The organism is Streptomyces sp. LX-29, assembly GCF_029541745.1.
In the GTDB taxonomy this organism is placed as follows: domain Bacteria; phylum Actinomycetota; class Actinomycetes; order Streptomycetales; family Streptomycetaceae; genus Streptomyces.
Genome location: NZ_CP089746.1, coordinates 6217168 through 6229856 on the forward strand (window position 1 = coordinate 6217168; position 12689 = coordinate 6229856).

The 12689-nt window shown below is 71.4% G+C and carries 15 protein-coding genes; 13 read left to right on the plus strand and 2 right to left on the minus strand.

Annotated elements, in window-relative coordinates; translation table 11 throughout:
• The first annotated feature begins 7 nt into the window (after window positions 1-7).
• The 8 genes from LRS74_RS26185 (at window position 8) to LRS74_RS26220 (ending at window position 6776) form a co-directional block, all read left to right on the plus strand.
• Window positions 8-847 carry an ArsR family transcriptional regulator gene (locus LRS74_RS26185; RefSeq protein WP_277743297.1) on the plus strand — a complete coding sequence of 280 codons (840 nt, stop codon included), beginning with the start codon at window positions 8-10 and terminating at the stop codon, window positions 845-847.
• The gene (sufB, locus tag LRS74_RS26190) at window positions 844-2265 is read left to right on the plus strand and encodes a Fe-S cluster assembly protein SufB (protein ID WP_277743298.1); all 1422 of its coding nucleotides are present in this window, start codon (window positions 844-846) and stop codon (window positions 2263-2265) included. Before LRS74_RS26185 ends, sufB begins: the two co-directional genes overlap by 4 nt.
• Window positions 2266-2379: 114 nt before the next feature.
• A complete protein-coding gene (sufD, locus tag LRS74_RS26195) occupies window positions 2380-3552 on the plus strand; it encodes a Fe-S cluster assembly protein SufD (protein ID WP_277743299.1) in 1173 nt (390 codons plus the stop codon).
• On the plus strand, window positions 3549-3872 hold the full coding sequence (locus LRS74_RS26200; RefSeq protein WP_144384592.1) for a bifunctional 3-phenylpropionate/cinnamic acid dioxygenase ferredoxin subunit: 324 nt from the start codon (window positions 3549-3551) through the stop codon (window positions 3870-3872). The genes sufD and LRS74_RS26200 overlap by 4 nt, the downstream gene beginning before the upstream one ends.
• 7 nt (window positions 3873-3879) lie before the next feature.
• Window positions 3880-4644, plus strand: coding sequence for a Fe-S cluster assembly ATPase SufC (gene sufC, locus LRS74_RS26205; RefSeq protein WP_277743300.1), 765 nt, complete (start codon window positions 3880-3882; stop codon window positions 4642-4644).
• Entirely contained in the window at window positions 4641-5897 is a 1257-nt protein-coding gene (locus LRS74_RS26210) for a cysteine desulfurase (RefSeq protein WP_277743301.1), read from the plus strand. The genes sufC and LRS74_RS26210 overlap by 4 nt, the downstream gene beginning before the upstream one ends.
• Before the next feature lie 10 nt (window positions 5898-5907).
• Window positions 5908-6372, plus strand: a complete 465-nt coding sequence (sufU, locus tag LRS74_RS26215) for a Fe-S cluster assembly sulfur transfer protein SufU (RefSeq protein ID WP_144384589.1) — start codon at window positions 5908-5910, stop codon at window positions 6370-6372.
• On the plus strand, window positions 6369-6776 hold the full coding sequence (locus LRS74_RS26220) for a metal-sulfur cluster assembly factor (protein ID WP_277743302.1): 408 nt from the start codon (window positions 6369-6371) through the stop codon (window positions 6774-6776). The genes sufU and LRS74_RS26220 overlap by 4 nt, the downstream gene beginning before the upstream one ends.
• Before the next feature lie 110 nt (window positions 6777-6886).
• On the opposite strand, the gene LRS74_RS26225 is transcribed toward LRS74_RS26220, so the two are convergent.
• Entirely contained in the window at window positions 6887-7885 is a 999-nt protein-coding gene (locus tag LRS74_RS26225) for an NAD-dependent epimerase/dehydratase family protein (RefSeq protein ID WP_277743303.1), read from the minus strand.
• A 113-nt stretch (window positions 7886-7998) separates the two neighbouring features.
• Between LRS74_RS26225 and LRS74_RS26230 the strand changes: the two genes are divergently transcribed.
• Window positions 7999-8880, plus strand: a complete 882-nt coding sequence (locus LRS74_RS26230; protein WP_277743304.1) for a hypothetical protein — start codon at window positions 7999-8001, stop codon at window positions 8878-8880.
• On the opposite strand, the gene LRS74_RS26235 is transcribed toward LRS74_RS26230, so the two are convergent.
• Window positions 8867-9658, minus strand: coding sequence for a hypothetical protein (locus tag LRS74_RS26235; protein WP_277743305.1), 792 nt, complete (start codon window positions 9656-9658; stop codon window positions 8867-8869). The genes LRS74_RS26230 and LRS74_RS26235 overlap by 14 nt on opposite strands.
• Before the next feature lie 171 nt (window positions 9659-9829).
• Between LRS74_RS26235 and LRS74_RS26240 the strand changes: the two genes are divergently transcribed.
• From LRS74_RS26240 to LRS74_RS26255, 4 genes are all read left to right on the plus strand, one after another.
• Entirely contained in the window at window positions 9830-10150 is a 321-nt protein-coding gene (locus LRS74_RS26240; protein ID WP_277743306.1) for a multidrug efflux SMR transporter, read from the plus strand.
• Window positions 10150-10689, plus strand: a complete 540-nt coding sequence (locus LRS74_RS26245; protein ID WP_277743307.1) for a TetR family transcriptional regulator — start codon at window positions 10150-10152, stop codon at window positions 10687-10689. Before LRS74_RS26240 ends, LRS74_RS26245 begins: the two co-directional genes overlap by 1 nt.
• A gap of 286 nt (window positions 10690-10975) precedes the next feature.
• Entirely contained in the window at window positions 10976-11968 is a 993-nt protein-coding gene (dapD, locus tag LRS74_RS26250; protein ID WP_277743308.1) for a 2,3,4,5-tetrahydropyridine-2,6-dicarboxylate N-succinyltransferase, read from the plus strand.
• A gap of 177 nt (window positions 11969-12145) precedes the next feature.
• The gene (locus LRS74_RS26255; RefSeq protein ID WP_277743309.1) at window positions 12146-12688 is read left to right on the plus strand and encodes a SigE family RNA polymerase sigma factor; all 543 of its coding nucleotides are present in this window, start codon (window positions 12146-12148) and stop codon (window positions 12686-12688) included.
• Window position 12689 lies beyond the last annotated feature (1 nt).

A 12689-nucleotide genomic window follows, 5' to 3' on the forward strand; every position in this document is an offset into this window, starting at 1 on the left:
TGGCGTTGTGAAAAACGTGGGTGACGCTCCCGAAGGACCCGTGGCCGGGCCGGCCGCGCGGCCCCGAGCGACCGCGCCCGCGGCTGCCGCCTCGGCGACCGTCCAGGCGGCGTCCGCGCACGACGAGCAGCACGGCACCCGCAACCGGGTCGTCCGCTCCATCCTCGACCACGGCCCGTCCACCGCGGCCGAGGTCGCGCTCCGGCTGGAGCTCACCCAGGCGGCCGTGCGCCGCCATCTGGACTCCCTGGTCTCGGAGGGCGTCGTGGAGGCTCGCGAGAAGCGCGTCTACGGGGCCCGGAGCCGCGGCCGCCCGGCCAAGGTCTTCGCGCTCACCGACTGCGGTCGCGACGCCTTCGACCAGGCCTACGACAAGCTCGCCGTCGAAGCGCTGCGCTGGATCGCGCAGAGCGCGGGAGGCGGGGAGCAGGGCGAGGCCGCCGTCGCCGCCTTCGCGCGGGCGAGGCTGGCCGCCCAGGCCGAGGGGTATCGCGCGGCCGTGGAGGCCGCCGCCCCCGACGGGCGCACCGAGGCGCTCGCCAAGGCGCTCACCGAGGACGGGTACGCTGCCACGGCGCGCAGCGCGCCGAGCCCCGAGTGGGGCGAGCAGCTCTGCCAGCACCACTGCCCGGTCGCCCACGTCGCCGAGCAGTATCCGCAGCTGTGCGAGGCGGAGACCGAGGTCTTCTCCCGTCTGCTCGGGACCCATGTGCAGCGGCTGGCGACCATCGCCCACGGCGACGGGGTGTGCACCACGTTCATTCCGCGCAGCGGCGCGCAGCCGAAGCACCAGACCAAGACCACCACAGCACCATCGACCAGCACGGCCGGGAGGAACCCCGAATGACTCTCCCCACGGAGACTGCTCACCCCGAGCTTGAGGGGCTGGGCAACTACGAGTACGGCTGGGCCGACTCCGACGCGGCCGGCGCCGCGGCCAAGCGCGGCCTGTCGGAGGAGGTCGTCCGCGACATCTCGGCCAAGAAGTCCGAGCCGGAATGGATGCTGAAGCTCCGCCTGAAGGGCCTCCGGCTCTTCGACAAGAAGCCCATGCCGACCTGGGGCTCCGACCTCACCGGCATTGACTTCGACAACATCAAGTACTTCGTGCGCTCCACCGAGAAGCAGGCCGCGAGCTGGGAAGAGCTGCCCGAGGACATCAAGAACACCTACGACAAGCTGGGTATCCCCGAGGCCGAGAAGCAGCGCCTGGTCGCCGGTGTCGCCGCCCAGTACGAGTCCGAGGTGGTCTACCACCAGATCCGTGAGGACCTGGAGGAGCAGGGCGTCATCTTCCTGGACACCGACACCGCGCTCAAGGAGCACCCGGAGCTCTTCAAGGAGTACTTCGGCACGGTCATCCCGGCCGGTGACAACAAGTTCGCCTCGCTGAACACGGCCGTGTGGTCCGGCGGATCGTTCATCTACGTCCCCAAGGGCGTGCATGTGGAGATCCCGCTCCAGGCCTACTTCCGGATCAACACCGAGAACATGGGCCAGTTCGAGCGGACCCTGATCATCGTCGACGAGGACGCCTACGTCCACTACGTCGAGGGCTGCACCGCGCCGATCTACAAGTCGGACTCGCTGCACTCCGCGGTCGTCGAGATCATCGTGAAGAAGGGCGCCCGCTGCCGCTACACGACGATCCAGAACTGGTCGAACAACGTCTACAACCTGGTCACCAAGCGCGCCGTGGCCTACGAGGGCGCGACCATGGAGTGGGTCGACGGCAACATCGGCTCCAAGGTCACCATGAAGTACCCGGCCGTCTACCTGATGGGCGAGCACGCGAAGGGCGAGACCCTGTCCATCGCCTTCGCGGGCGAGGGCCAGCACCAGGACGCCGGCGCCAAGATGGTCCACATGGCCCCGAACACCTCCTCCAACATCGTCTCCAAGTCGGTGGCGCGAGGCGGCGGCCGCACGTCCTACCGCGGTCTGATCGAGATCGGCGAGGGCGCCGAGGGCGCCAAGTCCAACGTGCTGTGTGACGCTCTGCTGGTGGACACGATCTCCCGCTCGGACACCTACCCGTACGTGGACGTCCGCGTGGACGACGTGTCCATGGGTCACGAGGCCACCGTCTCCAAGGTCAGCGACGACCAGCTCTTCTACCTGATGAGCCGAGGGCTGTCCGAGGACGAGGCCATGGCGATGATCGTGCGCGGATTCGTCGAGCCGATCGCTCGCGAGCTGCCGATGGAGTACGCCCTGGAGCTCAACCGGCTGATCGAGCTGCAGATGGAGGGCGCGGTCGGCTGACCCCGGCCCAGCCACCCTCGCCCCGACGAAAACGTGAGCGAGCTGAAGGGTGCGCGGCTGAGCACCCGGAGGCGAGCGAACACAATTAGGCAGAAAGAGAGCTGTACGACAGCCATGGCTGAAACCATTCCGGCCGGGAGCACCACGGACGGCGCCATCCAGGTGGGACAGCCCACCGACGCCCGGGTCAGCGCGCCCGCGTCGTACGACGTCGCCGACTTCCCGGTGCCGCACGGCCGCGAGGAGGAGTGGCGCTTCACTCCGCTGGAGCGGCTGCGCGGGCTGCACGACGGCACCGCCGTGGCCGACGGCGGCGGCGTCAAGGTCACGGTGACCGCCCCTGACGGCGTCACCGTGGAGACCGTCGGTCGTGACGACGCGCGCCTGGGGAAGGCCGGCAAGCCGGTGGACCGCGTCGCGGCCCAGGCGTACAGCTCCTTCGAGAAGGCGTCGATCGTCTCGATCGCCAAGGACGCGGTGCTCACCGAGCCGGTGCGGATCTCCGTGCACGGCGAGGGCGGGGTCGCCTTCGGCCACCAGGTGGTCGAGGTCGGCGCCTTCGCCGAGGCCGTCGTGGTGATCGACCACACGGGTGACACCACGCTCGCCGCCAACGTCGAGTTCCTCGTCGGCGACGGCGCCAAGCTGACCGTCGTCTCCGTCCAGGACTGGGACGACACGACCGTGCACCTGGGCCAGCACACCGCCCTGGTCGGCCGCGACGCCAGCTTCAAGTCCGTCGTGGTCACCTTCGGCGGCGATCTGGTGCGGCTCCACCCGCGCGTCATCTATGACGCCCCGGGCGGCGAGGCCGAGCTGTACGGCCTGTACTTCACCGACAACGGTCAGCACCAGGAGCACCGGCTCTTCATCGACCACGACACCCCGCACTGCCGTAGCAACGTGGCCTACAAGGGCGCGCTGCAGGGCAAGGACGCGCACGCGGTGTGGATCGGCGATGTGCTCATCCGTGCGGCCGCCGAGGGCACCGACACCTACGAGCTCAACCGGAACCTGGTCCTCACCGACGGCGCCCGCGTCGACTCGGTGCCGAACCTGGAGATCGAGACCGGTGAGATCGTCGGCGCCGGCCACGCCTCGGCCACCGGTCGCTTCGACGACGAGCAGCTCTTCTACCTGATGGCGCGCGGCATCCCGGCCGACGAGGCCCGCCGTCTGGTGGTGCGCGGCTTCTTCGCCGAGCTCGTCCAGCAGATCGGCCTGCCCGATCTGGAGGAGCGCCTCATCGCGAAGATCGAGTCCGAGCTGGGGGCGTCCGTAGCATGACCGCCGCCTTCGTCCGCGCCTGCGCGCTGAGCGAGCTCGAGGAGGACACCCCCAAGCGGGTGGAGCTCGACGGCACGCCGGTCTCCATCGTCCGCACCGAGGGCGAGGTGTTCGCGATCAACGACATCTGCTCGCACGCGAACGTCTCGCTGTCCGAGGGCGAGGTGGAGGACTGCGCCATCGAGTGCTGGCTGCACGGCTCCAGCTTCGACCTGCGCACCGGCAAGCCGTCCGGGCTGCCCGCGACGCGCCCGGTCCCCGTATACCCCGTAAAGATCGAAGGGGACGACGTGCTCGTCTCCGTCACCCAGGAGTCCTGAGGCACCCATGGCAACGCTTGAGATCCACGACCTGCACGTCTCCGTCGAGGCCGAGAACGGTCCGCGCGAGATCCTGCGCGGCGTCGACCTGACCGTGAAGCAGGGCGAGACCCACGCCATCATGGGCCCCAACGGCTCCGGCAAGTCCACCCTGGCCTACTCGCTGGCCGGTCACCCGAAGTACACCGTCACCGGTGGCACCGTGACCCTGGACGGCGAGAACGTCCTGGAGATGTCCGTCGACGAGCGCGCCCGCGCGGGCGTCTTCCTCGCCATGCAGTACCCGGTCGAGGTCCCCGGCGTCTCGGTCTCCAACTTCCTGCGCACCTCCGCCACCGCCATCCGCGGCGAGGCGCCCAAGCTGCGCACCTGGGTGAAGGAGGTCAAGGAGGCCATGGAGCGCCTCCACATGGACCCCGCCTTCGCCGAGCGGAACGTGAACGAGGGCTTCTCCGGCGGTGAGAAGAAGCGGCACGAGATCCTCCAGCTCGAGCTGCTCAAGCCGAAGATCGCGATCCTCGACGAGACCGACTCCGGCCTCGACGTCGACGCGCTGCGCATCGTCTCCGAGGGCGTCAACCGCGTCCGCGAGACGGGCGAGGTCGGCACCCTGCTGATCACCCACTACACGCGCATTCTGCGCTACATCAAGCCCGACCACGTCCACGTGTTCGCGGCGGGTCGGATCGCCGAGTCCGGCGGCCCGGAGCTCGCGGACAAGCTGGAGGAAGAGGGCTACGAGTCGTACGTGAAGGGTGGCGTATCCGCGTGACGCAACTGCCGGGTCTCCTGGACACCGAGGCCATCCGCAAGGACTTCCCCGCCCTGGACCGGCTGGTCCACGACGGCAAGAAGCTCGTGTACCTCGACAACGCGGCGACCTCCCAGACGCCGCGTCAGGTGCTCGATGTGCTGAACGAGTACTACGAGCAGCACAACGCCAACGTCCACCGCGGCGTGCACGTGCTCGCCGAGGAGGCCACGGCGCTGTACGAGGGCGCCCGTGACAAGGTCGCGGCCTTCGTCAACGCGCCGAGCCGGGACGAGGTGATCTTCACCAAGAACGCCTCCGAGTCGCTCAACCTCGTGGCGAACATGCTCGGCTGGGCCGACGAGCCCTACCGGGTGGACCGCGACACCGAGATCGTCATCACCGAGATGGAGCACCACTCCAACATCGTTCCGTGGCAGCTGCTCTCGCAGCGCACCGGCGCGAAGCTGAAGTGGTTCGGCCTCACCGACGACGGCCGCCTCGACCTGTCCAACATCGAGGAGATCATCACCGAGAAGACCAAGGTCGTCTCGTTTGTGCTGGTCTCCAACATCATGGGCACCATCAACCCGGTCGAGGAGATCGTCCGCCGGGCGCAGGAGGTCGGCGCGCTGGTCGTCATCGACGCCTCGCAGGCCGCCCCACACATGCCGCTGGATGTGCAGGCGCTCCAGGCCGACTTCGTGGCCTTCACCGGCCACAAGATGTGCGGCCCGACCGGCATCGGCGTGCTGTGGGGACGCCAGGAGCTGCTGGAGGACCTCCCGCCGTTCCTGGGTGGCGGCGAGATGATCGAGACCGTCTCGATGCACTCGTCCACCTACGCCCCCGCGCCGCACAAGTTCGAGGCCGGTACGCCCCCGATCGCCCAGGCCGTCGGCCTCGGCGCGGCCGTGGACTATCTGACCGCGATCGGCATGGACAAGATCGCCGCGCATGAGCACGCGGTGACCGAGTACGCCGTGAAGCGGCTGCTGGAGGTCCCGGACCTGCGCATCATCGGTCCCACCACGGGCGAGGACCGGGGCGCCGCGATCTCCTTCACGCTCGGCGACATCCACCCGCACGACGTGGGTCAGGTCCTGGACGAGCTGGGCATCGCGGTCCGGGTCGGCCACCACTGCGCCCGCCCCGTGTGCCTGCGGTACGGAATTCCGGCGACCACCCGAGCGTCGTTCTATCTGTACTCCACGCCGGCCGAGGTGGACGCCCTGGTCGACGGCCTGGAGCACGTTCGCGACTTCTTCGGGTAGGGGCTGCCTCGTGAAGCTGGATTCGATGTACCAGGACGTCATCCTGGACCACTACAAGCACCCGCACGGGCGCGGTCTGCGCGATGGCGACGCCGAGGTGCACCACGTGAACCCCACGTGCGGCGACGAGATCACGCTGCGCGTGCGGCTCGACGGCGAGACGATCGATGATGTCTCGTACGAGGGCCAGGGGTGCTCCATCAGCCAGGCCAGCGCCTCGGTGCTGAACGAACTCCTGGTCGGCAAGGAGCTCGACGACGCGCGCAGGATCCAGGAGACCTTCCTGGAGCTGATGCAGTCCAAGGGCAAGATCGAACCGGATGACGCCATGGAGGAGGTGCTGGAGGACGCGGTCGCGTTCGCCGGCGTCTCCAAGTACCCGGCTCGGGTGAAGTGCGCCCTGCTGAGCTGGATGGCCTGGAAGGACGCCACCGCCCAGGCGCTGGGCGAGAAGGCTGCGAGGAAGACCGCATGAGCGAGAACGTAGACACGACGGCAGAGACCCGCTCCGAGGCCGTGGTCGAGGCGCCGGCCGAGACGGCGGCGCCCGCGGAGGCGGCGACCACCAAGCCGGCCACCGAGGACGAGATCCGCGAGGCCCTCTACGACGTCGTCGACCCCGAGCTGGGCATCGACGTCGTCAACCTGGGCCTGATCTACGGCGTCCACGTGGACGACGCCAACATCGCCACCGTCGACATGACGCTGACCTCCGCGGCCTGCCCGCTGACCGACGTCATCGAGGACCAGGCGAAGTCGGCGACGGACGGCCTGGTCAACGAGTTGCGGATCAACTGGGTCTGGATGCCGCCGTGGGGTCCGGACAAGATCACCGACGACGGCCGCGAGCAGCTCCGCGCGCTCGGCTTCAACGTCTGAGCCCAGCGCTCCGCCCGGATTCCGGGATTCTCCCCCGGCATCCGACCGCAGCAGTGCGGTAAGGCCCCTGGCATACGCCAGGGGCCTTTGCGCGTCTCGGGGTCGCTGCGTCAGGAGGAGAGCCGGGCCAGCAGCTCCGCCTCGGTCCGCGGGTCCAGCCCGACCACCGGACGGTCCGGGCGTTGGGGAGCGCGTCCGCCCAGGCCACGCAGCCAGGTCCAGGTGTCGGCCGCCGTCTCGGCGACCGGGCGGCAGCGGAGTCCCGCGGCGTGCGCCTTGGTGACGCCCCCGCGGTGGAGCGCGTCGTGCAGCTCGCCCGGCGGCACCCACACCGGCAGTTGGCTCCACGGCTCGATCCCGGCGGCCAGGATCTCCTCCGGGCTCGTCCAGCGCAGCTCCGCGGTGGAACCGGTGGCCTTGACGCAGCTCTCCAGCAGCTCGCCGATGGTGGCGTGCCCGGAGGGGCTGACGAGGTTGTACGGGCCGCTCAGACGGCGCTCGGCGGCGCCCAGCAGCCAGTCGGCCAGGTCACGCACGTCGATGTACTGCAATGCCAGGTTGTGCGGGCCGGGGGCGAGCACCGGCCCGCCCCGCGCCACCCGGTTCAGCCACCACGGCAGCCGGCCGATGTTCTCGTACGGGCCCAGGATGAGCCCCGCGCGGGCCAGCAGCGTGCGTTCGGCGCCGAAGGCCGCGACCGCGGCGAGCTCGCCGCCGCGCTTCGCGCGGGCGTAGTCCACCTCGTCGCCGTCGTCGGGGGAGCCGTCCACCACGGGGGTGTCCTCGTCGTGCCCGACCGGAGACGGGTAGCGGTAGACCGAGCCGCTGGAGACGTAGCAGAAGTGGTCGGCCCGGTCGGCGAGCAGCCGCGCGGCGTCCCGCACCGCCGACGGCGCCCCGGACCAGGTGTCCACGACGAGGTCCCACTCGCCCTCGGCCAGTGCCGCCAGGCCGCCCGGGGCGCGGCGGTCGCCGTGCAGCGCGGTGACGCCCGACGGCGGCTCGTGATGGCCACGGTGGAAGACGGTCACCTGCCAACCGCGCTCCAGCGCGGCCTCGGTGACGGCACGTCCCACGAACTCCGTGCCGCCCAGAATCAGAAGTCGCATGCCGCGACTGTGCCCCGCCCGGCGCGACCGTCGGAAGGGGTGCACGCTCTCGGCGGAATCGCCGTCAGCTGAAAGGTTCGTAACCATGTGCGGCCGGTGGCGTTGGGTTCGACGTGGAAGAGCGCAGCGAACGGCTCCCGCCGGCCGGAAAGACCTTCCTGGAGAAGGCCGCGATCGTGGTCGCGCCCGGAACGGTCATTCTCGCTCTGCTGTACTACATGGGGCGCACCCGGATGAACGCCTACTACTCCGTCTTCGGCATCTCCGTCGGCGAGTTGGGCCTCTCGACGGAGGAGTACCTGCTGGCGAGCCCCAACGCCACCTTCTTCCCGCTGTGGATCCTGCTGCTGGTCGGGCTGTTCGCGGTGCTGCTGTTCGGACTGGTCGACCGCCGACTGGTCGGCCACGAGGCGCGGCGGCGGCGTCGCCGGATGTGGCGGGCGACGGGGGCGCTCGGCGGCCTCCTGCTGCTGCTGGCCTTCGCGGCGTCCTACCAGTGGCCGGGGTGGTACATGGCGCCGCTGGTCGGCGCGCTCGGCGCGCTGCTGGCGTCCTTCGCGCTCCATCTGCGGCGCGGCGGGCAGCCTCCGGACCACGGCGGCCGGCGGCCGCCGGCGCGCAACCGACTGTGGAGCGTCGTCGGTGCCGTGTTGATCGCGCTGCTGACGCTGAGTCTGTTCTCCGGCGTGGCCTGGTACGTGGACAGCGAGGGCCGGGCCGTCGCGCTGCGCGACCTGCGCACGGGGCCGGCGCACCGGCCCAGGGTGCTGCTCTACACGAGCACCCCCGCGCTCGGCGCCCCGGACCGGATGCTGAGCGCCGGACACCGCCCGTACCGCTACCTCTACGACCGGTTCACGGTGCTGACGACCTCGGACTCGCGTTATTACCTGGTGCCGCGCCGGCCGCCGGTGCGCAAGCTGGTGGTGGTGCGGCGCGACGACGCCTCGATGCGGGTGGAGGTCATGGCGTTCCAGGCGGTCAGTACGGAGTGACGCCGTTCGGCGGGGGCGGTACGTCGGGGCTGGGCACCACCGACGGCTCGACGGTCGGCTCGTCGCTCGTCGGCGGGGCCTCGCTCCCCGGGGGCCCGGGGGTCACCGGAGTGCTGGGCGGCGTCGTTCCCCCGGTCTCGTCTCCGGTGCCGGTCCCGCCCGGGGTCCCTGGGCCGGTGCCCTTCTCCGGCGGCCGGGCGACGGCGGAGACCACGGCCCGGATGTCGGGGGTCCCGCCGTCGAACTCCACGATGAACTCCGTCGTCAGCACGCCCTGCTCGGCGGGCCGGTAGACGAACAGCATCTGACAGGACTCGCCCGACGCGAGCGTCACGCCGGTACAGCTGTCGTGGTGGACTTCGAGGTCCGGGCTCGCGCGCCGGCCGCCCCCCGCCTCCGTGCGCCGGCCGGCCTCCGCCGCCCGACCCGCGGTCTCGGTGGCACCGCCCCCGGCCGGCTCGTCCGCGCTGGTGGGATGGGTCGCCCCGGTCGGCACCAGGGAGGCGCCCCTGACCTTCGCCGGGTGGTCGGTGGTGTTGTGGACCTTGGTCACCAGCTCGCTGGTGCGCCCCGCCGGCACCTCGGGGAAGGCGGCCTTCCCCTTGTCCGGCTCGCTCCTGCCCGGGGAGAACTCCACCTTTCCGCGCTTGGCGCCGGACTCCACCCGGGGCAGCGCGGAGCCTCCGCCGGGCGAGCAGCCGGACAGGGCCAGCGCGGCCCCGGTCAGGACCGGCACCGCGAGGAGACCGGCGAGGGCCTGGCGTCGCCGTCGGGACATGAGTAGTGCCTCCACATCGCGCTCGACGGGTCGATGGCGCGCTCGACGTGTCGGTCGAGCCTCGCACGGGGATGCGCCGTCGGCGGCCCGCAGCGACCGCAGGGGACCACGCCAACCACCCGGTCGGGCGCATGTGTACGGCCGTACGCAACGTTGTGTACGCTCGTACGCATGGGCTCTCTGACGCTTGCCGCGGCGATCACCGCCGAGATCGCGGCCACCACCTCGATGAAGTACAGCAACGGCTTCAGCCGGCTGTGGCCCTCGCTGGGTGCCGTGCTCGGCTACCTGGTGGCCTTCGCGCTGCTCGCCGAGACGCTCAAGTCGATGTCCGTGGGCACCGCCTACGCCATCTGGTCCGGCGTCGGCACCGCCGCCATCGCCGGCATCGGCATGGCCTTCCTCGGCGAGGCGGTGACCGCCGCGAAGATCCTCGGTGTGCTGCTCGTCATCGCCGGCGTCCTCGTGCTCAACCTCGGCGGAGCCCACTGATGCCCCGGCGGTACGACCCCGACCGGCGCCAGCGCCTCATCGACGCGGCGATCCGCGTCGTGGACCGGAGCGGCATCGACGGACTGAGCCACCGCGCCGTGGCCGCGGAGGCCGATGTGCCGCTCGGCTCCACCACCTACCACTTCGCCGGCCTCGACGAGCTGCTGGTCGCCGCGCTGCGCCAGGTCAACGAGGAGTGGCTGGCCGACCTGCGGCGCCGCGCCGAGGCCCTCGACCCGACCCGCCCGCTCGCCGACGCGCTCGCCGAGCTGACCGGCGGACTGCTGCGCGGCGACCGCGCGCGGCCGCGGCTGGAGTACGAGCTCTACCTCGCCGCCCTGCGCCGCGACGCGGTGCGCCCCATCGCCGCCGAGTGCCTCGACGAGATGGCGCGGATCCTCGCCCCGCACACCGCCACCCCCGCCACCGCACGAGCCGTGGTGGCCCTGCTGGACGGCCTCATCCTCCAGGCCCTGCTGACCGACCGCCCCTACGACCGGGACGCCGCGCGCTCGGCGCTGGCGGCGCTCCTCGGCTGAGCGGTGCCGTGGCCTCGGCGCTCCGCTGCCTCCTCGCCCCGGACCGGGGCTGGGCACGGTGCGCCCCTGGCCGGTGGCGGTCGGCCCTGAGCCCGGTCGGGCACCGCCGGTCCGCGCCGCCGGCCCTGAGCCCGGTTCGACACCGCAGGTCCGCGCCCTCGTGGGGCTGTTCGCCGTCGCGGCGGGATGTGGGGCTCAGGGCCCCGGCGGGCGTGCCCGCGCGGTCAGGGGTCACCGGCGTGAGACCGGTTCGCCTCCGGCCGCCCTGTCCGGTTAGCGTTCGACCATGACCGACGCACCTGACACCCCTCGTTCCACCGGCGCCGTCGCCGCCGGCCTCGCCACCATCGCCGCCGACGGCACCGTCCTCGACACCTGGTTCCCCGCCCCGGAGCTGGTGTCCGAGCCGGGCCCCTCCGGCACCGAGCGGCTCACCGCCGAGCGCGCCGCCGAGCTGCTGGGCGACGCCGCGCCCCGGGCCACCGGCCTGGACGCGCGCCGCGGGGTCGACGTCGTCGCCGTCCGCACGGTCATCGCCTCGCTCGACGACAAGCCGCTGGACGCGCACGACGCCTACCTGCGGCTGCACCTGCTCTCCCACCGCCTGGTCAAGCCGCACGGCCTGAGCCTGGACGGCGTCTTCGGGCTGCTCGCCAACGTCGCCTGGACCAACCTCGGCCCGGTCGCGGTCGACCAGGTCGAGAAGGTCCGGCTGGCCGCCCGCGCCGAGGGCCTCCAGCTCAATGTGACCAGCATCGACAAGTTCCCGCGGATGACGGACTACGTCACGCCCACCGGCGTGCGCATCGGCGACGCCGACCGGGTCCGCCTCGGCGCGCACCTCGCCGCCGGCACCACGGTCATGCACGAGGGCTTCGTCAACTTCAACGCCGGGACGCTCGGCACCTCCATGGTCGAGGGCCGGATCAGCGCGGGCGTCGTCGTCGGCGACGGCTCCGACATCGGCGGCGGCGCGTCGATCATGGGCACCCTCTCCGGCGGCGGCAAGCAGACCATCTCCCTCGGTGAGCGCTGCCTGCTCGGCGCCGAGGCCGGCATCGGCATCTCCCTCGGCGACGACTGCATCGTCGAGGCGGGCCTGTACGTCACCGCCGGCACCCGGGTGACCCTGCCGGACGGCCAGGTGGTCAAGGCGCTGGAGCTCTCTGGCGCCACCAACCTCCTCTTCCGCCGCAACTCCACCACCGGCACCGTCGAGGCGCTCCCGCGCAGCGGCTCCTGGGGCGGCCTCAACGAGGCGCTGCACAGCCACAACTGACGCCCGCACCGCCGTCGAGCGGCCCGCGCCGGACCCCGGCGCGGGCCGCTCGCGCGTTCCGGAAACTTTTTTCACCGCGGCGACATAGTGGGCGGCAGTCACACGCGTCTCAAGGGGTGGCGAACGGCGCCGGTAAGGCGCAGCCGCCCAGAGGAAGTCGACGAAACGATGGTGACGATGGATGCCGAGCGTGAGAAGGACTTCAGGGAGTTCGTGGCGACGAGGTCGCCCGCGCTGCTGAAGCTCGCCATGCTGCTCTGCGGGGGAGACCAGCACGAGGCCGAGGACCTGTTGCAGAACGCGCTCATCAAGACGGCCGGGCGCTGGCACCGCGTGGAGGAACCGGAGGCGTACGTACGCCAGGTGCTCTACCGGCAGCAGGTCGGCCGCTGGCGACTGCGCTGGCCGCGTCGCGAGGTGACCGTCGCCGCTCCGCCGGAGCGCGGCGTGGTCGACGGGGCCGGCGTCGTGGAGACGCGGATCGTGATCCGCGACGCGCTGTCCCGGCTCACCGCCCGCCAGCGCACCGTCCTGGTGCTGCGCTACTTCGAGGACCTTCCCGAGGCCGAGGTGGCGGCGCTGCTCGGCTGCTCGGTCGGCACCGTGCGCAGCACGACGCACCGCTCGCTGGCGCGACTGCGCCAGCTGTCCCCCGAGCTGTTCGCCGCGGGGCCCGGCACCGGCCGGGCCGCACGCGACCTTTCGACCGCGGAGGCATGAC